The 20,190-nt window shown below is 55.2% G+C and carries 18 protein-coding genes and 1 pseudogene; 15 read left to right on the top strand and 4 right to left on the bottom strand.

Annotation, left to right across the window (positions count from 1 at the left end; all coding sequences use genetic code 11):
* Window positions 1-321 precede the first annotated feature (321 nt).
* The 14 genes and pseudogenes from BM399_RS10790 to BM399_RS10725 all read left to right on the top strand — a co-directional run bounded on the left by BM399_RS10790 (window position 322) and on the right by BM399_RS10725 (window position 13,151).
* Window positions 322-825: a hypothetical protein gene (locus BM399_RS10790; RefSeq protein WP_092867704.1), complete on the top strand. Its 504-nt coding sequence runs from the start codon at window positions 322-324 to the stop codon at window positions 823-825.
* Window positions 826-829: 4 nt separating this feature from the next.
* Window positions 830-2,311: an ATP-binding protein gene (locus tag BM399_RS10785; protein WP_092867703.1), complete on the top strand. Its 1,482-nt coding sequence runs from the start codon at window positions 830-832 to the stop codon at window positions 2,309-2,311.
* Window positions 2,308-2,997: a response regulator transcription factor gene (locus tag BM399_RS10780; protein WP_092867702.1), complete on the top strand. Its 690-nt coding sequence runs from the start codon at window positions 2,308-2,310 to the stop codon at window positions 2,995-2,997. The genes BM399_RS10785 and BM399_RS10780 overlap by 4 nt, the downstream gene beginning before the upstream one ends.
* A gap of 78 nt (window positions 2,998-3,075) precedes the next feature.
* Complete coding sequence (locus BM399_RS10775) at window positions 3,076-3,723, top strand: hypothetical protein (protein ID WP_092868178.1); 648 nt, start codon at window positions 3,076-3,078, stop codon at window positions 3,721-3,723.
* Between the two features lies 1 nt (window position 3,724).
* Complete coding sequence (locus tag BM399_RS10770; RefSeq protein WP_244531194.1) at window positions 3,725-4,171, top strand: DUF3617 domain-containing protein; 447 nt, start codon at window positions 3,725-3,727, stop codon at window positions 4,169-4,171.
* 832 nt (window positions 4,172-5,003) lie between these two features.
* Window positions 5,004-6,422, top strand: coding sequence for a MocR-like pyridoxine biosynthesis transcription factor PdxR (gene pdxR, locus BM399_RS10765; protein WP_092867701.1), 1,419 nt, complete (start codon window positions 5,004-5,006; stop codon window positions 6,420-6,422).
* Window positions 6,423-6,643: 221 nt separating this feature from the next.
* Window positions 6,644-7,516, top strand: coding sequence for an NAD-dependent epimerase/dehydratase family protein (locus BM399_RS10755; RefSeq protein ID WP_092867699.1), 873 nt, complete (start codon window positions 6,644-6,646; stop codon window positions 7,514-7,516).
* An 83-nt stretch (window positions 7,517-7,599) separates the two neighbouring features.
* Window positions 7,600-7,921: pseudogene (locus BM399_RS10750) on the top strand (DMT family transporter).
* 52 nt (window positions 7,922-7,973) lie between these two features.
* Entirely contained in the window at window positions 7,974-8,957 is a 984-nt protein-coding gene (locus BM399_RS10745; protein ID WP_092867698.1) for a nitrilase-related carbon-nitrogen hydrolase, read from the top strand.
* A gap of 86 nt (window positions 8,958-9,043) precedes the next feature.
* Window positions 9,044-9,454: a cupin domain-containing protein gene (locus tag BM399_RS10740; RefSeq protein ID WP_092867697.1), complete on the top strand. Its 411-nt coding sequence runs from the start codon at window positions 9,044-9,046 to the stop codon at window positions 9,452-9,454.
* Between the two features lie 437 nt (window positions 9,455-9,891).
* A complete protein-coding gene (locus tag BM399_RS21180) occupies window positions 9,892-10,323 on the top strand; it encodes a hypothetical protein (protein ID WP_177228125.1) in 432 nt (143 codons plus the stop codon).
* Window positions 10,308-10,631: a tyrosine-type recombinase/integrase gene (locus BM399_RS21175; RefSeq protein WP_177228124.1), complete on the top strand. Its 324-nt coding sequence runs from the start codon at window positions 10,308-10,310 to the stop codon at window positions 10,629-10,631. The genes BM399_RS21180 and BM399_RS21175 overlap by 16 nt, the downstream gene beginning before the upstream one ends.
* Window positions 10,632-10,854: 223 nt before the next feature.
* Entirely contained in the window at window positions 10,855-12,075 is a 1,221-nt protein-coding gene (locus BM399_RS10730; RefSeq protein ID WP_092867695.1) for a tyrosine-type recombinase/integrase, read from the top strand.
* A gap of 242 nt (window positions 12,076-12,317) precedes the next feature.
* Window positions 12,318-13,151, top strand: coding sequence for a hypothetical protein (locus tag BM399_RS10725; protein WP_143117799.1), 834 nt, complete (start codon window positions 12,318-12,320; stop codon window positions 13,149-13,151).
* A 60-nt stretch (window positions 13,152-13,211) separates the two neighbouring features.
* On the opposite strand, the gene BM399_RS10720 is transcribed toward BM399_RS10725, so the two are convergent.
* From BM399_RS10720 to BM399_RS10705, 4 genes are all read right to left on the bottom strand, one after another.
* Window positions 13,212-14,852: a GmrSD restriction endonuclease domain-containing protein gene (locus BM399_RS10720; protein ID WP_092867693.1), complete on the bottom strand. Its 1,641-nt coding sequence runs from the start codon at window positions 14,850-14,852 to the stop codon at window positions 13,212-13,214.
* Between the two features lie 164 nt (window positions 14,853-15,016).
* A complete protein-coding gene (locus BM399_RS10715; RefSeq protein WP_092867692.1) occupies window positions 15,017-17,008 on the bottom strand; it encodes a hypothetical protein in 1,992 nt (663 codons plus the stop codon).
* Between the two features lie 294 nt (window positions 17,009-17,302).
* Window positions 17,303-17,869, bottom strand: coding sequence for a hypothetical protein (locus BM399_RS10710; RefSeq protein ID WP_143117798.1), 567 nt, complete (start codon window positions 17,867-17,869; stop codon window positions 17,303-17,305).
* Window positions 17,870-18,278: 409 nt separating this feature from the next.
* Window positions 18,279-18,866: a recombinase family protein gene (locus tag BM399_RS10705; protein WP_177228123.1), complete on the bottom strand. Its 588-nt coding sequence runs from the start codon at window positions 18,864-18,866 to the stop codon at window positions 18,279-18,281.
* Between the two features lie 398 nt (window positions 18,867-19,264).
* Here BM399_RS10705 and BM399_RS10700 point away from each other — a divergent pair, with 398 nt between their 5' ends.
* Entirely contained in the window at window positions 19,265-20,143 is an 879-nt protein-coding gene (locus tag BM399_RS10700; protein WP_092867689.1) for a hypothetical protein, read from the top strand.
* Window positions 20,144-20,190 lie beyond the last annotated feature (47 nt).

Here is a 20,190-nt window from a genome sequence, read left to right as displayed (position 1 = left end):
TTTCTTGTTGGACAGCGCCGCTTAACCGCGGACGGTTGAGTGCCGGTGCTTCCCCTTTGAGGTTCGGGCGGATTACGGGCGATCAAACCCGTGTCCACCCTTCGATGCGCACCGCCGTCCGGATCGCTGGTTGCCCGGCACTTTCGAAAGCGGTACGGGGCGGACCCTATCGGCCTCGGGACAGCCGGTCTTTAGATGGAGCGGCAAATTGGGCCGGGAAGATTCGGCAAAGAAACCTGCTGACGTTGACCTGGAAGTTGCTAAGGCCCTCTGACATAAAGTTGCCGCGTCAGGCGCAATCTGGTTTGAAAGATCCACATCGTGAACTCGCAGTCATCCTTCTTAAGGATCGCATGTTTTGTCACCGCAGCACTGCTCTCGGCGTGCAGCGAGGAGCAGCAGCGTCAGGAAGGCGGCGAAAAGCGCTCGGGAATTGTGAAGGCCGATGAAGCCGGCTGGCTCGCGCGGCAGGATGAAATCCAGCCCGTCGATTGGTTGATTGCGCGCCAAGGGAAGTCAGGTGCGAAGCTGGCTTCTGAGGAAGCCCATAGATTGCGCAATTCGCTCGCCGAAGCCTCCAAGAGGTTCAAGGATTCTCCGCGCATGATTGCCAACCGCGCCGTGCAGCTTGAGCAAATGATCAAGGAGCAAGGCGGCGACGAGACCGCCGTTATGCTCATCGCCGAGCTGACGCGGGCCATCGCTCCAGGGCACATCGAAAGTTTCGGTGCAGCAGCGCATCAGTACTACAATATGCGCAAGGCGGGCTTCACCAGCGAGCGTGCCTTCGACGAGCTCTCCAAGCGTTACGGTGAGGGAGGCTGAAGCAATGTCTGCATTATCGCTTGGTGCTTTCGCCGGCCGGGTGTCGGACACCGTTTGGCGCGGCCGGTCTATTCGCAACCAAGTACTGCTTGCGATGTCTGCTCTGCTCGTTTTCGCATCGATCGTGGCGGGAGCGGTCGCTGTCTATAACGGACGCAAAGCGGTCAATGTCGAAATCGATGCATCACTGGATTTCGCCGAGGGCTACATTCGTGAACTGGTGCAACGCGCCGCCGCCCAGGACAAGTTGGCCGATCTCGATCATCTCGTCGCGCGTGAAGTGCAGCATCTGAGGCACGCCCGCGTTTACGTCCAAGAGCCAGGTGCCAGCCCCAGGTTGTTAAGGCCTGAGCTGACCTTGCGGGACGAGGTGTCCACGCTCGACAAGACGCCCGACTGGTTTGAAAAACTGATGAAGCCGGAGAGCGACAGCGATCACTCACGTGTGATCGTTGTTCCCAACGGGGAGAGATCACTTCTTCTCCAAGGCGATCCTGATGATGAGATCGCAGAGAGCTGGCAAGAGCTTTCGGCCTTGGCCGTCGTCGCTATCGCATCCATAACGCTGCTGATAGGAGCGTTCTATTTTGTCCTCGGCTGGATCCTCGATCCGTTGGTCGCCCTCGCTCGCGGGTTGGTGGCTCTGGAGGCGGGCGAGCGATCTCAGCGCCTGAGCATTCCAAGACTTGGAGAAGTCGCGGATATTGCGCGGAAGTTCAATTCGCTTGCCGCCTCCCTTGATCAGGCCCGCGCCGAAAACGGCGAGCTTTATCGGCAGATTCAGTCCGTACAGGAAGAAGAGCGGCGAGAGATCGCTCGCGAGCTGCATGACGAGGCGGGGCCATGTCTGTTTGGGATCACGGCGAACGCGGAATCGGTTGCCAGGCTCGCAGCGGGATTGAAGGAGGGTGACGCGGCTCGAATTGCCAAGCGGGTTGAGGAAATTCTCTCGATCACCGATCGGCTGAAGGTGATGAACCGGGAACTGCTGAAGCGCCTGCATCCGGTTTCAATTGGGAAGGTTCCGATGACGGCCTTGATTGAAGATCTGATCCGCGATTTCGAACGCCGTCATCCAGAAGTCCGCATCGTCTCGTCGGTGGGCCCGTTTGCGCGCGCTTACGGCGATAGGATCGACTTGATTGTCTATCGCGCGACGCAGGAGGCACTGACCAATGCCATGCGCCACGGTCACGCAGAAAATATCGTGGTCGAGCTGAAGGAGGAGGCGGGACGCAGTCATGGCGCCGCGCAGAATGCACCAATCTTGATCAGCTTGCGCGTCAGCGATGACGGCAAAGGCCTGCGGCCCGGCGCTCGGGCTGGCTTCGGATTATCGGCCATGCGCGAGCGCGTGCTGTCGGCGGGGGGCAGCCTCGTCGTCGATGGCCATGAGCCGAATGGAACGACTCTTTCGATAAAAATTCCAGCGCTACCCAGCGATGATGAAAGATACGCTATGGGAGCCAACAGGGCATCCGCATGACCAAAATTCTCGTTATCGATGACCATCCGATCGTGCTGCAAGGCTGCCGGCGCGTTCTGGAGGACGCAGGCATCGTCGATATCACGCTCGCCTCCAACCTGATCGAAGGCTTCCGGGCTTACAGAAGCGACAAGCCCGACGTGATCATCATCGATCTTGCGATCAAGAAGGGAATACTTGTCGGGTTGACCTTCATCAGGCGGCTTCGGGTGCACGACAAGCATACGCCCATTCTCGTGCTGACGATGCACGAAGATCCGATGATTGCCAGTCAATCACTGCGTCTCGGTGCCAACGGCTACATCCTGAAGGACACCTCTTCCGTCGACATCATCAAGGCGCTGCAGGCTGTCCGCCAGGGCAAACCGTTTCTCAGTCACGCGATCGCCTCGGCGATAGCCGTGATGGAAACGAAAGGCCGTTCCAATCCGCTGAGCGCGATGACCCTGCGCGAGCTTCAGACGCTTGAGCTGATAGCCCAGGGAAAGCAGTACACGGCAATCGCCGAGGAACTGCATGTGAGCTATAAAACGATTGCCAACACCTGTTCGCAGATCAAGGGAAAGCTCGGCGTCAAATCGCTTCCCGAACTCATGCGCATCGCCATCGATTATCTCCCTGAGATGTCGGGTCAGAGGATGGTCGACCGGACCACGCCGCCCTCGAAAGATGGGAAATATTGGTAGAAGAAATTGCCATGACTTGGCATTCGCTTTCGCGCGATTCCTGTGCCGGTTTTCGCAATCATTCAAACCGGATATGTCATGCGCTCGATTTTGACCGGCCTACTCATACTGGCATCGGCTGCTCCCGCCCTCGCTGACAAAAGCTGCAAGGAGCAGGTCGACGCCGCATTCGCAAAGTTGCGGGAGGCTAAGTCTTTTCGGCTGGAAACGACGATTTCCAATGCCGAGGGTACTCTCAAGATGAGTGCGGATTACGTTCTGCCGGACCGTATGCATCAGAAGGTCGTGCTCGGCAAAGACGGTTTGCCCATGGAGATGATCGTGATTGGCAAGCAAGCCTGGTCCAACCAGGGATCGGGCTGGGTTGCACTTTCCGAGGCGTTCGCCACCACGGTGGCCAATCAGGTAAGGGAAACGGTTGCGGAAGCCCCGAAGGGCATGACCGACTACAAATGCGCGGGCGACAAGGAATTTGAAGGCAAGACATACGCCGTCTACCAAGGCGTGCTCCCTTCGCTTTTGCCGGCCGATGCAAAGGACAAAGGTCCGCGTATGTCGGCAGTTTCGGTTCCCAACCAGCAGACCGTCTACGTCGATAAGGCGACCGGCCTCCCGGTGCGCAACATCGTTGCGCCCGTGACCGAACCCGACAAGCGATTGTTCGACGGCACCTTTGTGGTCGGCGAGAATATCGCGATCGAGGCGCCGAAGGTTTCATCGAACTGAAATGAAAACAGTGATGCCAAGGCTTCTTCGCCCCATTCCGCTTGGCCTCATGGGCGCCGCGATAATGGCTATCGAAACGACAAAACCCGCTGGTGCCGAAGAGTTGCCGCTCCGCAGACCGGGGCTCTGGCAACTGACGACGGTGGCTGAGACCATCGGCATGAAGACGTTCGAGACTTGCATCACGCAGTCAGACAGCATCATTACCGGCGTCGGCCAGCAAAACTGCACGACATCGAAAGTGCTGCGCCTCGGCGACGAACTCTATGTCGATGTCGAATGTAAAACCGATAGCGGAAAGCAGAAGACGAGCACCGTCCTCACCGGAGACTTTGCGACCTGGTATCGCGCTATGTCGAAGATGACCTTTGATCCCCCGGAGGGTGGCATTTCCAACATGGGCGTCACCGTCGACGGAAAATATTTAGGGTCAAAGTGCATGCCTTAACGCGATTGCGCGAAACGAGCGATGAGCAAGCTTCGCGGTCCATTGTCGGTAATGCCGGAGGATTAAACGCGAATTCCACAGCTCCGGAAGTATGACCTCGAGCTTGGTCTTTTCGCTGCGCGTCAAAACCCGCTTTGCGAGGCTTCGCCCGGATAGGGGTCCGCAGATTATCCGAAAGCGGTCGTGGTGCGACTGGCTAGGGCGAGTGTAGTTCAACGCCGCCAGGAATTCGCTTCTGGGATAAAGAGGTCCCGCAGTCAGCCTCCTTTGCCGAGATAGCGGTCGTCACGTGACCTTTGATGACCTAAGGAAATATCTCATGTTAGGTGTGGCCGCAGTCCGGCCCTAAGCAGACGATCGTGCACGGATCGTCCACCGCACGGGGTACTCCTCAAAATAGGGGCTCTGATTGGTTGCCGCCCCGTTATAATCCGCCCGGCAAAATGATGATATTGCTTGGTTACTCCATCACCAACCGCACCTAGCCAGCTTCCATCGTCCGTTATGGCCTTGCGCACCAAGGCAAAAAACCGCTGATTTTTTCAGCGAGCCTGTGGCTCTCGGAGTTCTGCCCACGCGGGCTGCAACTCACATGCAGGATGTTCGCCATCTCGGAATTTCCAGCTTCGCGACACGCGCGTTGATCAAAAGTGAACGAGGAACGCTTTTGCAAAGAGCGGGACCTAATTCCAAGGTCCATAGACGGCAATTCCAGCTGGTCCATGTAAGTCCGAATTTACTTTATACGCGCAGGACCGCGCCCAATGTTGCGGCACCCGGCAATGATAATGGTACAATCAATCTTCGATCTGCTTGAAGATTGGGCTAGTCCATGAAATCCGCCAAGGGCAGCGGCATCCGGCCACTGGATCGGAAGGCGACGGAACCATTCTATCGCCAGATTTACGATCGCGTCCGCGGCGCGATTTCCAGCGGGCTATTAAAGCCAGGCGACCGTATTCCGTCCGCGCGTGCGCTCACGAAGGAGCTAGGCCTGGCAAGGGGCACGATTGAAGCGGCGTATTCGCTTTTGGCTGCTGAAGGTTACATCCAAGCTCGCGGTCAGGCCGGGACGATCGTTACGCCTGGGCTCAAGCTGCCGATGCCGCCGAGTGCGCCGCCAAGATTCGATAGCAGCGCGGCTGGGATTAGCTTCCGACCGGATTCGATCCTACCGTTCCAGATGGGATTGCCTGCTCTGGATGCATTCCCACGGAAGATTTGGGCCCGCCTTGGCGCGCGGTGCGTACGCGCAACGCAACCCTCCGATATGGCGCACCCCTCGGTCCTTGGTTTGCCGAAACTTCGCGCCGAGATCGCCGCATATCTCCAGGTCTCGCGCGGGATTACGTGTTCGCCATCGCAGGTCTTCGTGACATCCGGATACCGCCACACCATCGAGCTGATTTGTCATGCGTTGTTGAAAGCCCGAGATCGCGTCTGGCTTGAGGATCCCGGATACCCGCCAACGCGGGACATACTGGGCTGCCTGAATATTACAGCCGTCCCTGTGCCGGTGGATCACGAGGGCATGATCGTTGCCGCGGGCATTAAGCGGGCCGCGCGCGCGCAAGCAGCTGTGGTCACGCCTGCGCACCAGAGTCCCCTCTGCGTGTCCTTGTCGTTGCCTCGGCGTTTGGCATTGTTGGATTGGGCAGTGACAAATGCAGCCTGGATCATCGAAGACGACTACGATGGCGAGTATCGCTATGTCAGCCGTCCCCTGCCGGCGTTGAAGAGCTTGGATCATGATGGGCACGTTCTCTACGCCGGCACCTTCAGCAAGGTCCTCTTCCCCGGAATCCGGATCGCATATCTTGTCGTGCCAGAAGCGCAAGTCGAACGGTTCGAGCAGATCGTTGAGATGCTCGTAGGCGGCACGCCAACGCTTACGCAGTCGATCGTGTCGGACTTCATCTCCGAGGGGCATTTTGCCCGCCATATTCAACGGATGCGAAAGCTCTATGCCGAGCGGCGCGAAGCAGCCACGGCGGGATTGGGCGGCGTTCTGAAGAAGCATATGCGAATTGATTCTCCGCCGGGAGGAATGCACCTGATCTTGCGAATGCAAGGCCAACGATCAGACCGCCGTCTCGTCTCCCGCATGCGAGAGGATGGACTTTACGGAGAAGCAATGTCGGATTGGATGATGGGCAGCGCTGGCGAGCCGGCCTTGCTTGTCGGCTTCACGAACATCGCTTCTCAAGCCGAGGCCGAAAAACTAGGACGGCGGATATTGAAGCTGTTGTGAACGGCGTCCCGTTCGCGCACGATCTTGGGCGACCATCTGGCGGTCGACAAACTATCGCATTTGCTGCGAAATTTATCGGAGGCAACCCACACGCCAATCGCTATGGCGTCTTCCATCATGGCCTACGAAGAATTGTCGGTCATGGCTCTTATAGACTGGGTCACGATCCATCACGTTAGCACAGTCAAGCCTTCAATCCTTGTTTGTAAGGAGTGCCAACCGTGAGCGATAATTCAAAAGCTAAGAGATCCGTTTTAGTTGCAGGCGCGACGGGCGCGGTCGGCCGGCAACTCCTCCCGATGCTGGTCAGGGCAGGATACGAAGTTTTCGGAACCACACGCGATCCCCGAAAAGCTGCGCAAATCGAGGCGATCGGGGCTCGCCCGGTTCTCGTCGATGTTTTTCATCGGGCTGCTTTGATCAAGGCCGTCGGTGAGGCCCATCCCGATGTCATCATTCACCAACTCACCGACCTAACGGCGGCGGACTTCGCAGCAAATGACCGCCTGCGGATCGTCGGAACGAGAAATCTAGTTGATGCCGCAAAGGCGGCGGGCGTGCGCCGGATGATCGCGCAAAGCCTGGCGATCGTATACGCGCATAAGCCGGAGCCTGCGACGGAGAACGATCCTCTCGCAGATGAGACGCCTGAGGTGCGCGACACCGTCAAGGGCGTGCGCGCGCTCGAAGCCGCGGTGTCTGAACTCCCGGAGGGAGTGATCCTCCGTTACGGTTTCTTCTACGGTCCAGGCACTTGGTATTCGGAAAACGGCCCGTTTGCGGACTCGGTGCGGCGGGCCGGACGACCCGCAGGCAGGGGTTCCAGTTCGTTTATCCATGTGAAAGATGCCGCGCGGGCTGCGATGTACGCGATCGACTGGCCGCCCGGCGTGTTCAACATCGTCGACGACGATCCTGCCATCGGCACCGAATGGCTGCCTGTTTTCGCGGCGGCGATTGGAGCGCCGGCCCCGCTGGAGGGCGAGTTCAGCGGCTACGAGCAAGCCGCTTCGAACAAGAAGGTGCGGCAGGAACTGGGATGGAAACCTCTACATCCGACGTGGCGTGAGGGATTTCGAACGGCTCTCGATTGAGTGCACCGGCCTGACATTCGGCGGCCGACCGACGAGGGCATCGCTGCTTTCCGAAACGAAACAACAGAATTGGTGCGCACAAAATGGCATGGACATTCCTTTGCATCGCTGGCGTTCTTGAGATTGCCTTTGCGGTCAGCATGAAATCATCCGATGGGCTTCACCCGTTCGGTACCCACACTGCTGACCATCTGCACCGGCGTTGCCAGCGTCATCCTTCTTTCGCTTTCGCTTCGCGAGCTTCCGGTCGGCACGGGCTACGCCGTCTGGACCGGCATCGGCGCGGCTGGCACGGCGGCTCTCGGGATTGCGGTGTTCGGCGAATCCGCTGCGCCGATGAGGATCGGCTGCATTGCTCTCATTCTGGCGAGCATCATCGGGCTCAAGCTGATTTCAAAAAATTGATGGCCCAAAAGACAGCCTCAGGCCATCAGTTTTAACAAATAAGGAGAGTTCCATGACGACCGTCAAAGCCGCTGCGGTCCAGATCAGTCCCGTCCTCTATAGTCGCGCGGGTACGGTCGCAAAGATTGTTGAGAAGATTCTCGAGCTTGGCCGTCAAGGCGTCCAGTTCGCGACCTTTCCCGAAACCATCGTTCCCTACTATCCCTACTTCTCCTTCCTGCAACGGCCCTATGAAATCTCGCTCGGCAAAGAGCATGAGCGTCTGCTCAGGGAGTCCTTGACCATTCCGTCGCCTGAGACGCTGGCGATCGGAGACGCCTGCAAGCAGGCAGGCATCGTCGCATCCATCGGTGCCAACGAGCGCGACGGTTCCACGATCTACAATACGCAATTGCTTTTCGATGCTGACGGAAGTCTGATCCAACGCCGTCGTAAGATCAGCCCCACATTCCATGAGCGGATGCTGTGGGGGCAGGGCGATGGGTCGGGACTTCGCGCTGTTGACAGTGCCGTCGGCCGCATCGGCCAGCTCGCGTGCTGGGAGCACTACAATCCCCTTGCGCGCTACGCGTTGATGGCGGACGGTGAGCAAATTCACTCGGCGATGTATCCGGGATCGTTCGCAGGAGATCGCTTCTCCGAACAAATCCAAGTCAACATTCGGCAGCACGCCTTGGAGTCCGCGTGTTTCGTGGTCAACGCCACCAGTTGGTTGAATCCCGATCAGCAGGCGCAAATTGTAGAAGATACGGGCGGCGCAATCGGTCCGATATCAGGCGGTTGCTTTACGGCAATCGTCTCGCCTGAAGGCGAGTTGCTGGGCGAGCCCCTCCGTTCCGGAGAGGGCGAGGTTATCGCCGACCTCGATTTCTCGCTGATCACGCGGCGCAAGATGCTGATGGATTCTCGCGGGCACTACAGCCGCCCTGAGCTGCTCAGCCTGCTCATTGATCGCCGACCTGCGATGCACGTCCATGATCGCGCATCGCTGGAAAGCGACGCGCAAGACCCCTCCTGGGGCGACGCCATCACTTAACAGACGAATACGTCGACGGCGCTCGTTGCCGGAGGGGCGAGAACGTCACCGAAGTTTTCACCAACGCAATTTTGAAGGAGCAGACAATGTCGAAGATCGCATTCGCCCTATCACTTGCGGCCTGTGGCGTCCTCGCTTTGGGCGTCGCGGATGCAGGCACCGGAAAGGCGCGGACCCTGATGACCAAGGATCTTCCGGACTTTCCAGGCAAGGAAGGCATGGTGGAAGTGGTTGACTTCGCGCCGGGCGAAGTCTCCCAGCCGCATCGACATAACGCGGACTTGTTTGTCTATGTGCTGGAAGGAAGCGTTGTCACGCAGCTCAAGGGCGACAGCCCCAAGACAGTCCGTGCTGGCGGCGTCTTTTATGAATCGCCTAGCGACATCCACGCGGTAAGCCGCAACGCAAGTGGCACCGAACCGGCGAAATTGCTTGTCTTCTATGTGAAAGCGAAAGGCACCCCGCCGACGGTGCTCGTAGGCGAGAAAAGCAATTAGTCTTATAGACACTTAAGAAATTGAGCGGACGGAGCGCCGGTTTGCAGCCAACCCTGCCAATCAGCTGGAATAACGTGGCACCCGCTGGCCGTTGGGGCTGATTGTCGGATCTAAGTCTAGAGCACATGCAAAAGTCTCGATTTCGGCCGGTCTACCCCGAGCAGTCGACATAACTTGCAAAGTGACTCAGTCCAGGAGCGTAGGAGCTGCCGACTTCCGCTTATGGGATAAAGCAGAACTCAGTCGCGCCGACCGCCGTCGATGTTCGAGATTTGAGTGCGGTGAGAGCAGCTGACGTCCCGACGTTGGCGTTTGCGCACGAGGGTTCATATCGGCGCGCCGGGGCCTCAAAACCCCGGAGGTATTTTCTTCCAAAAATTCCGCTTATTCCAAACCCACTATTCATCGGCAGCGCAGGGCCGAAGCGGGTTGGGGACATGCAGCATTTCGATGATCTCTGGAAAGACGAACTACAGCTACACCTGGAGGCGATACGCGTTGAGGGACGCGAGGCGCTGGACGATGGGCGAGCGCCATTTAGGGTCGACAAGCCGCTCTTATATTCCGCGTTCATAGTCCGGAAGCTGATCGAAGACGGCGCGGTAACAGATCGTGTGCCTTACCTTCGCATTCGCGGCGGCGGGTACCACACGTTGACGGAAGTCGAAATTCAACGTTTCGAGGATCGCTGGCCCGTTGGCACCAAGGAGCGGCTTGCTTTCGCTTTGCTTCGCTATCTTGGCGTGCGACGCTCCGACGTCGTCCGGCTCGGCAAGCAGCACCAAAAAAATGGCTGGCTCAGCTTCACCACGAAGAAGGGCGATACGCCTCTAGAACTGCCGATCCCGCCGGATTGCAACGGATCATAAACACCAGCCCGACCGGCGACCTAAACTTCCTGGTGACCGAGTACGGCAAGCCCTTCAGCGCGGCGGGGTTCGGAAACTGGTTCCGTGAGCGCTGTGATGCAGCCGGACTAATGGATTGCTCCGCACACGGTCTGCGCAAGGCCGCCGCGACCTCGCTCGCTGAAGCTGGTGCGAGCGCTCATCAATTGATGGCGTGGTTTGGATGGCGCTCGCTGAAGGAGGCTGAGCGTTACACGCGCGCCGCTAGTCAAAAGAAGCTGGCGGCAAGCGTTGTGCCGCTATTCGCGGGGACCAAAAATGGAACGTAAGTGTCCAACCTAGGCGGTCCGACAAGTGTCCAACCTTGGCTAAGCATTTGAATTTAAGAGGATTCTTGCTGAGGTGGCGCCCCGTAGGGGAAGGGAGATCCGACCCTCCTAAGCACCTATAAATGCTGGCATTTCAATCGACTAGGCGACTCAGGTAGGCAACACCGCTAGGTCACAAGCCACGGTAGTTCCATTCGTTCCTGATGACAAGGTCGAAGCATAAATGCCTGAAAAAAAGCTCAAATACTTACGTTGGAAGGGCAATCAATATCAGTTCTTCAAGCGTCTTCCGAAGGACGTGGCGGAGCACTCAGGCAAAAGTTTTCACGTCGAAAACTTGGGGACCGCAGACGCGATCCAAGCTCGGAAGATCGTGGCCCGCAAGCTGATCGAGCTCGAAGACCGTTGGGATCTTCTGAGGCAGGGCGTTCAGGACGTCGATGTAGCGATAGCGGGCGAATATCGCGAAAGGCCCGACGGTTATGACAAGGATACGTTGAACCTCGTCCTACTGGAGCAAGCTCATAAAAAACAGAATGGTCGCCAGTGGTATCGAACGGTAACTGGGCAAGCCGTCACCATCAGCTTCAACGTTGATAGGTTTCTGAGAGAAGCGCATGCAGTGGAGACAACTCAGAAGGCTAGGAAGGCTGCGATTACGAGGTTCGAGCATTGGCTCCAGGAGAAAAGACTTGAGACCTTCGTGAGCTCGATAAGCAGAAAGGTCGCTGGAGATTTTTCCTCCCATCTATCGAACCAAGGACTTGCGCAGAAAACGGTCAATGGTTTGATCCAGTACCTTTCCAGCTATTGGAAATGGATGGTCAGACGCGGCATCGCGGAGGCCAATCCTTGGCAGGGCCAACAAGTCTCTGCGAAAGGAAAGTCGAAAACTCGACTTGCCTGGTCCCATGATGAAGTCTCGAACCTCCTCAACAATGCTCCAACAAAACTCCTGCTTCATGCGATTGCCATTGGAGCCCAAAGCGGTCTTCGCGCTGGGGAGATAGCTGCGCTCCGTGTGTCCAACTGTAAGGACGGAGTGTTCGATGTGCTTAAAGGGAAAACTGAGGCCGCAACGCGCAAGGTGCCAATACATTCGCAGCTCACTGAAATCCTGTCATCGCGACTGCAGGGAAGGGCAGATGAAGAATTTCTGTTCGCTGAGCTTGCCGGAAAATCGAAAGGGCTCGTTAAGAGGTTCGCTAAGTACAGAACCAAACTTCTAGGCAAAAACCATGAGGGGCAGGCGGATAAAACATTTCATTCGTTGCGGCACACCTTCATCACAGAAAGACTGAGAGCGAACTGCCAGGAATATCTTGTGCAAGCTGTTGTCGGCCACGCAAACGAGGGCGTCACGGTCGGTGTGTATCATCACGGACCTTCACTAGATCAACTTAGAGAGGTGGTCGAGGCCGCTCAGCTTCCAAGCATAGAATAAGGGCTGCTTCGTCTTTTGCGTGATGCAAACCGCTGCTCAAAACTGTTCAAAATGTTCGCCAGAAGGGGGCTAGCGAAGCGGGGCAAATCGCTTCCGGTCTTACCAAGAAGGTTGAGGACTGTTGTCGATGATGAGCATGAACGTATCGCCGCTTGCCGTTGCAGAGCGGCTTGGAGGTCAGCTTGTAGGATGGTAACTCACCTTTTCTTTCGGATCATTGTAAGACGAACGGAAGTTGACCGATGGAGCAGGTCATGCGTCACGGAATGGTAATACCTTTTGGGGGAACGATGTCGACTTCGCATGATGGCAAACGGACTAAAGGGTGGTCCACATCGACAACGATGTCGACTTCGCATGATGGCGAACGGACTAAAGGGTGGTCCACATCGACCAAAATGACTGCGATAGTGATCTTGTTCGTTATAATCGTCGGATTGGCGTTGATCGGAAGTGATGGAGGGCACAACGGTGCAGGTGTGACGACAACCTTTGGATCCAACGGCACGCCTTTCACGAGTTACGGGGCATCAAATGAGCAGATCCAAGCGAAGCAGGCTGCAGAGTCCCCCGAACCACTGAGCGAAGGAACATCATCCCCGGCCAGTTCGTCGGCTACGACATTCAAATACAACGATATTGTACTTAACGTGTCACTGGACCAACTGACTCGCCGTATGAACTTATTTGAAGCGTCAATATCTGGCCGACCTTTGGTTCAGGTCAATGAGCTTTCAAACGAAGAGGTGTTCACCCGCGTATATAAGATTCAAGGTTCGATCACTCTCATCGTCGTGCAGAACAAACAGCTAGCGAAAATTCGAGACGCGACTCTCATTTGGTCTCGTGAAAATCAAGAGTCTGCGTTGGCGGGAATGCTGCAGCTTACTGGCCTTGTAGGTGCCGTATCTCCTGATCTTTCGAAACGCAAAAGGGCAGCGGTTGCATCTGAACTAATCAAGGGCTTGAACGAAGACGGGCCTGTTACGCGCGACACCGACGATCTCCGGTTCTCGTGCAGTGTGGCGATGGGGATAATGTGCTCCGTAGCGTCACGGAAAATGCCGCTCGACTAACTGAGGCGTTTCTGGTTACCCGCGCGAAGTTCGTTCTTTTCTCGCCTCCGGATGCTGTCGTCACCAACCCGCAAGTTTGCTGACTTCATGATGGATTGTCGCTGCGCGTGCTTTCCGAAAGCCCTCATAGTCATCCTTCAATGCTGCATCCAGGGCGTCGTTGGAGACAAGGTTGCTTGTAAGGACTTCTTTGAATGCTTTTCCAAGTTGCGTTTGAGCTTGTTTTAAGTACTCAGACGGCGATCGGTTTGTGATCGCCTTATTGCTCGCAGAAGTAAGCATCACGATATTCGCCAAAACATTTGCGTCGCGCATTGAGGACTTCTTGGAATTCTTGAGGTAGTCGCGAGGAAAGAAGTGATGAAATTCTTTTGTGTTCCCTTGATAAAGAGCCTGAGCGACATCAATCCTTTGACCAGTCAACAGGTCACGCGGGTGATGAAAACTCAGCAAAAGGATCAGTATTTTCGAGTGAGCGGTATTTGATCGGAATTCTCGCTCTGTCCAAATGCTTTCATTTGGGCTTCCCAGCTCGGGCAGAAGTTTTGCCGAAGATTCGCTAGCGAATGCGACCGCCGCATGTTGGTCTGCGGCCATGTTGCCGGTGTTCCATCCGCCAAAATATCCCGTAGCGGCTGTACGCCAAAACCATTGCTTCAGCTCAGAATACTGCTTTGCCGTTGGAGTTTTTCGCAGCCTGAACACTTCACTGAGAACGACGAGCTGATTAGCGTAAGGTAGTTGAGCATCGCTAGGTATATTGAGATCGGTCGCAAGAAAGTCGACGGTTCGGAGATATGCGACTTTGGTATCATTCACAGCGGCTTTAAGTTTATCAGCATCATGCCTTCTCAGTTGATCAATACTAGCTTCTGAAAATCCGCCCCCTGCAGCAGCGGAAATACTTCGGAGAATAGTTTTCTTTTCGATCCCACCGAACCTCTTTGAATCGAGCTCCGTTGTGATGCCTGAGATCTCGTCAAAGAGGTCGAAGTTTTCGCTCCAAGTGGCTGCCCTCATAAGGTCAACCATCGTGAGCGGCGTGCCTTTGCTGTTAATTCTTTCAAATATCGGTGCGACAGTATCGATTGACATATCGTGCAGGGTGACCGTCGCTATCTTGTAGTCCTTCAGGCGATTGAAGAGCTCGTCAGCTCGTTTCTTCAAGGCTTGCACATCGAAGGACTGAAGCGTGTCAAGGCTTGCGACTTGCTTAAAAAACTTGGCCGGATCCCTAATCAAATTCAATCGCATCTGATGTAGCGGAGGATCATCTAGACTATCCAGATGCAGGAACTTTCCTTCCTGAAGATCGTAAGCGAGGTTCCAACGGCTCTGCGGATCGCCGCCTTGCCAGTACAGTGCACCGCAAATTGTCGAAAGACGCTGCTGCCCGTCAAGCAAGTAATTGACGGGATAACCGTGTTGAGTAGGCGCAATCGCAAGATCGGCGATGTTTCTTTCGCTCCTCAGCGGTTGAGTGCTGCGCCACAACAGAACACTGCCTATCGGATAGTTGTTAGCTATCGAGTCCAAGAGCTCGACGATTTGCTTTTTCTCCCACACGAAGTCGCGCTGAAACTTTGGGAGAAGAATGTCACCCTTCAGTATACGACTCGCTAGCTCCTCTATTCTGTCAACGCTCGGGTCTGGAGCTCGAGATTGCGAAGACGATAGAGTATTGGTGGCAGCTTTAGCCATTCTTCTAACTCCGGATCACCCTGGAAGATGCAATGCGGTATGGTGCCTGCATATTGGCAAGGCAAGCTAAGTCAGAGCTAATTCATTTCATTTTTTAGCCGTGTGATATTTGAAGCCCCGCCAGCGGCTAAGCCAGCGGGGTCTGCTTTACATAGGCTCGTGGTTTATGCTGCTTTCTCGACAGTGAAGCCGAAGTCTTGAAAAGTTGGCTGTGGAATAAGACTTCGGTCGAAGATGGACCATGCAGTAGTGTTCTTTCCCCTCGACCTATCCTCATGGATGCCGATCTGTTCTAGCGCCGCGTTAAACTCTGCACTCAAGCGCACAGCTCTCTTGAAATAAGAACCATCAGAGATGCCGAATGCCTTCATCACTTTTGCATACCTAATAGCCTGACCTCCTGGATCGCGCTTCGCCCAATCGTGCAGATGATCGTAGACTTTCTTCTGAATCGGGCTGAGGGCTATCTCCCTGTCTGCCTGCTTACCCCAAGCCTCCACTTTAGGAATGCCGGGAAACACTTCAGGAAGAAGCTTGCCGATGCCAGAGCTGGGGTGCGCGATGATGTAAGCAGAGGCTTGCGGACATCGGTTGCCTTGAGCCTTGCGCACACGGATACGACACATTGCCTGCAATAGGTTGTGGTTGTGTTCGCCTAGTCGGAACTCCGCAATAGATGCGACCTCTCCGTCTTCAGGTCTCACTCCCATACCTATACGCTGCAAAGCAGAGAGTGTTGACTTGCGAAGATTGAGAAGGCCGAAGATCACGATGTTCTCAAACTCTGCGAACTCGTTTGTGGCTCTATGCTTGCCCCACGTCAGAAACCTGACACGACAATGGTCCTCCGCAGGCAGCTTCTCCTGAACGACTTCCCTGAAATCGACCACGGGATGGGTTGGGTGGTCCTTGGCTTTGTAGTGAAGGATCAGAAAGCGTTCTCCAGGCTTAGACTGTATGAGCTTCACAACCTCCTCAGCCACTTCAAGGTAGTCTGTGGACTTGAGCGGATTGTAGCCCCCACGGCCTGCAGAACGTCCCCATAGGTGGACCTTGAGCTGTGAGTAGTCCTTAGACGCAGTCCTCAAAAGCTTCACGACTCGTCGCGAGACTAGGTCGTGGTAGAGCTTTCGCACTCGACCCGATGCATCGAGTACCAGCAGCGGAGTCATTGCATAGGGTGAGCTATCGGTGAACGTAAGAACAGTGTTGCCGTATCCGTACTCATTGCAGACAGACACGTGCTTTCCACTAGCCATGATGCATGCATAGAGCAGCGCTCTTTTACGTTCTACCTCACCAGTTGAATGTGATGCTTGGGTGCGATCAAGGTAAGCGTCAATGGTCTCATAGGTAACGCCCCTTGCGACGAGGTCGGGAAACATCATGCACTCTCGGTCCTCTCGCTTCTCCGCTTCAGTGATGAATGCAGAGAGTGTCTTGTAAACCTCCTCGCTCATTTGGCTTAAAGGGTTGAGGATCTCGTGAACCTGTCGGCAGGAGATCGTAATGGGCTCAGCAGGCACCCAGGCTTCATCCCATACTCGCACTGAACGAGGGCGACCATGAAAGAAGAGCGGCTTAGCCGTCTGTGCTGATCCGTATCGCTCAATGGTCTGTGAGATGTACTCATGCGTAGCGATGAACACGGCTGCGGCATCACCATCCTTCGCAAGCTCAGACGCTTCGATGATGAAGGGTCGGTCTTCGGGATTGTTTGGGTTTCTCATGGAGTACGCTTCTCGCATTTTCGAGTCGCCAAAGATCCGACCCTTAGGGACTCTGACAAACACCTCAGAGAGATGTGGTTTGAGCGTCACAAGTAGGTCTTCGATCTCACGCCAGCTATTGATGCAGATAAGGATGCCTTCAGCGTCACCTTCAGAACCGATTTTACGGACAGGTGTCGGATTGCTGATGTCTTCGAGGTAGACCGACAAGTATGCGCTGAGTGCTGAGGTCTTCCCAATTCCGGGGTCGACTGCACTTAGGAAGACCTTGTTAGCTGCCCTCCCAGTTCTCATCCTTTCGAGGCACATGATAATGTCTGCTAGGGCGTCTTGTTGGTCTTGCGATGGGTAATGACACTGCGCATCGAACCTAGCTCTCATCAGAGACAAGGCACGATGCTCCAGCACCGTTGGCTTGCTTGCCATGGCGAAAAAGTTCCTTTTGGGCTTGGGAGAAAGGTTGGAAACTCGGACGACCAGCCCTAAAGAGATGGTCTATAGGGATCTTGGTCCGACTTATGGATGTTGCTAAAGAACTGCGATGGGTGGGCTAAGGGTGCTGCTATTAGCAAACACACCTACATGGTCTTTCCCCGGCGAAGCCGACTGAGGGTCAAGCTCAAGGTGGAGCTGTAGACTGCTAACAGTCGAATGAAGTCGAGGGCACCGACCCGAGGCGCAACGAGCTATGAGAGACCCTACAGGCTGAAGCTTGAGTCCTCACTCGTGATATGTGAAGCCACTTGGATCGATCAGCTCAGGTCTCACTAGGTACTCACTCCAGAGTATTGGTTGAGGCGTGACGGTCTGAAGCCTCTCAAGCCGCCTTGTTGTCGGTTCCCGCGCAGGTATCACTGCAGGAGAGAACTTCACGAACTTGAGGTTGGACCGAAGAAGGCAGTAAGGGTTGCGATCAAGCGTGGTGCAGGTCTCCCCAGCTTGGCAATCCAACAGGAAGCGCCCTACTGCAACTGATGCTGAGGTCGTCCCAGCCTTGGGCGCATCAAACAATCTGAGCTTGAAGAACACTGTCGGGCTCTTATCTGAGCCTCCCTTCCACAATGCCAACGAGCCTCCATGACGTAAGATCTCTAGTGCGTCATCCTGCGTGATGAGAGCAAAGTTCAAAGCTCTATTGAGGTGGTTCCTTCTGCGTATCTTCACAGCGAAGCAAGGTCTGTTGGAAAAGGCTTCGAGTGAACCCGCAGGTGCAGCAACGGAGTAAAGCTTCGAGACCTCCTCAGGTATTTTTAGAGGCAGATACTGCCGTAGGTTGATGGCTTTCATGGTGTCCTTGTAGGTGGACCGCTTGTGGCGGCAGTGGTTGGAAAGGCGTGCTAAATGCTAGAACTGTTAGTCAGAGATGCGCGGACGAATTGATCCATAGAGTTCCGCATAGCAACGCAGCCATTTGCTTTGTGAGGTTCTCGCCTCCGTGCGGCGATGAGGTGAATCAAAGGTAGACCAACAGCGCCCGCTCCAAGCATCGGCGCATTGCCTGCTAACTGACAGAAATCAGGCCGCTCACCGTCACCCACAAAAAACGATAGCGAGGACGAAAGCAGCAGCGGAATACTTGGAGCGGGTCTAGCGGACTCTTCAGGCGGGTCGCGATGATGGGCGTCCCTTTCCCTCTTAGGTGTGGGGAATTGCGCTGAGGAACGCTTGATGGCAATCGCCCAACGGCCGAAAGCCCTTAAGCCCTGAGTGCCCTGTAGACACTCGCTACACTCAGTCCGGTTCTGATGCTGATCTCAGGGACGCTGAGCTTCTCGTCCTTCTTTAGCATCTTGACCGTCTTAGCGGCCTTCGCATCGATCTTCTTGGGCCTGCCGAAGACAGCACCTGAAGCCTTGGCCCTCTTGCGGCCCTCGCTCATCCTGTCCCTGATAAGGCTCAGTTCGAACTCTGAGACGGCAGCAAGGATGGTCCGGAGCATCTGTGCAGTAGCGCCTTCCCCCGACAGCTCAGGCTGATCCAGCACTCTCAGCGCAACACCCTTCGCATTCAGCTTGTCGATGATGTCGAGGAAGTCCTTCGTGCTTCGGGCAATGCGATCTGCCTTGATGCAGACGAAGGTGTCACCCTCTCTGACGTATTCGATAGCAGCCTGAAGTTGCTCACGGTCACGTTTAGTGCCGCTCTGCTTCTCACTGTAGACCTTGGTGCAACCCGCAGCCCTGAGCCTGTCAACCTGAGAGGCGAAGTCCTGACCATCAGTCGAGACCCTTGCGTATCCGATGAGCTGTCCTACTGGTGCGTTTGCGGTGAGCTTTCTGATCATTGTCCCTCGGTCTATCGCGGTATTGAATATTGATATCGTTCTATCAATAGTGAGCCGATATTTGATAATCAATAAGCATGTCTGATTTCTGATAGGACATTCTGACTCTGTCATTAGTTTAGATTTCTGATTAGGTTGTGCTTCGAGCTACGACACCGAGAGTTTTCTACTCGGCAGGTTATTGAGCCAGTCCTATTTCAAGCAGACTCCGCTTGGCTTCCGGTTCGCAGCTTCCTGCTCGGTATCCAAGAAAATGGCTATGCGGCCATTAAAGGGGCCAGTTAAAAAGACTGATGCCGGGGGGGATGTATATGCGGCTCTCGGTCAAGCATGTGCACTAATTTTACCCCCTAAAACGTGACGCCTTTCGCGGCTTTTGAAATGATGTGGGAATACAGATGATGGAGTTGTTCGGGAAATATTTGCGAACTGTAGATAGCTGGTGGACAAGCCGCGTCATCGCCCATTCGAGGCTTCCCCAAGTTGCGGCCGTCATCCCGACATTGGGTTACATCATTTTGTGGTCTGACAAGTTCGGCGAACTCCTTCAGTCCTCCAAGCTAAATATCTCATTCAGCCCGTACCGACTTCACTTCATTTGGTGGGGGGCGATTCTACTTTTGATCGGGCTTTTGCTTTATTGGTCCAACTGTCCCCGCTCGGTAAAGAGGGGGGCCTCAGCGGAAGATTATATCGCTGTGCAGTTGGCGCTGTACGACGATCCCCGTCTTTCAACAATTTTGAAACCCAGAGTGAAGGCGTTCCTAGATCGTCACACCGGCACGGACCCGAACGAGATTCTTTTGGGGAGCTTGACCAGGAACAGGCTCACTAGGGCTGCAGGCGATATGTTGCAGGACCCAACAAGAGCCGATCTGTTGCGCTTCGAATGGGAAGATGACAACCGGTCTTCACCTTTCATGCGGCGGAAAACTGCGCTCTTCATGATAGTGGGCACGCTTGTATTTCTCATCCCATCATTTGAAGTTACGTTGCGTGTTCTGGCGACGTTTCTTCCACACACAACGAAGCTTGAAGAATTGACCGACAAGTCCCCGGAATTTCCTTCACCTGGAAGTTACAATAGAGAGAACTTGTCGCATCTTTTGTCCGATAAGAGGGGCAACCCGTATCGGTGCTCGGAAATCCTGCACAACAATCGGAACATATTAGAGAAAAAAAACTCGGCGAACCAACCGATAACCAGTTCAATACTCGTCCAATTAGCGGCCGCAACAGCATTGGGCTGCGATGCGTCAAAGGATCGTTGGCCGTAAGTGCTGAATAGGAACATCCGGCGCGAAACTGAGCTTCGACCTGTAAA

The organism is Hyphomicrobium facile, assembly GCF_900116175.1.
In the GTDB taxonomy this organism is placed as follows: Bacteria; Pseudomonadota; Alphaproteobacteria; order Rhizobiales; family Hyphomicrobiaceae; genus Hyphomicrobium_B; species Hyphomicrobium_B facile.
Note: the sequence above shows the minus strand (reverse complement) of the source record. Positions and strands in the feature narration are given on the sequence as shown.

Coding starts and splice junctions, on each gene's coding strand:
- BM399_RS10730 (WP_092867695.1), top strand. CDS start 10,855: ATGCCTGAAAAAAAGCTCAAATACTTACGTTGGAAGGGCAATCAATAT.
- BM399_RS10720 (WP_092867693.1), bottom strand. CDS start 14,852: ATGGCTAAAGCTGCCACCAATACTCTATCGTCTTCGCAATCTCGAGCT.
- BM399_RS10740 (WP_092867697.1), top strand. CDS start 9,044: ATGTCGAAGATCGCATTCGCCCTATCACTTGCGGCCTGTGGCGTCCTC.
- BM399_RS10705 (WP_177228123.1), bottom strand. CDS start 18,866: ATGATCAGAAAGCTCACCGCAAACGCACCAGTAGGACAGCTCATCGGA.
- BM399_RS10745 (WP_092867698.1), top strand. CDS start 7,974: ATGACGACCGTCAAAGCCGCTGCGGTCCAGATCAGTCCCGTCCTCTAT.
- BM399_RS10775 (WP_092868178.1), top strand. CDS start 3,076: ATGCGCTCGATTTTGACCGGCCTACTCATACTGGCATCGGCTGCTCCC.
- BM399_RS10715 (WP_092867692.1), bottom strand. CDS start 17,008: ATGGCAAGCAAGCCAACGGTGCTGGAGCATCGTGCCTTGTCTCTGATG.
- BM399_RS10725 (WP_143117799.1), top strand. CDS start 12,318: ATGGAGCAGGTCATGCGTCACGGAATGGTAATACCTTTTGGGGGAACG.
- BM399_RS10785 (WP_092867703.1), top strand. CDS start 830: ATGTCTGCATTATCGCTTGGTGCTTTCGCCGGCCGGGTGTCGGACACC.
- BM399_RS10700 (WP_092867689.1), top strand. CDS start 19,265: ATGATGGAGTTGTTCGGGAAATATTTGCGAACTGTAGATAGCTGGTGG.
- BM399_RS10770 (WP_244531194.1), top strand. CDS start 3,725: ATGAAAACAGTGATGCCAAGGCTTCTTCGCCCCATTCCGCTTGGCCTC.
- BM399_RS21180 (WP_177228125.1), top strand. CDS start 9,892: ATGCAGCATTTCGATGATCTCTGGAAAGACGAACTACAGCTACACCTG.
- BM399_RS10780 (WP_092867702.1), top strand. CDS start 2,308: ATGACCAAAATTCTCGTTATCGATGACCATCCGATCGTGCTGCAAGGC.
- pdxR (WP_092867701.1), top strand. CDS start 5,004: ATGAAATCCGCCAAGGGCAGCGGCATCCGGCCACTGGATCGGAAGGCG.
- BM399_RS10710 (WP_143117798.1), bottom strand. CDS start 17,869: ATGAAAGCCATCAACCTACGGCAGTATCTGCCTCTAAAAATACCTGAG.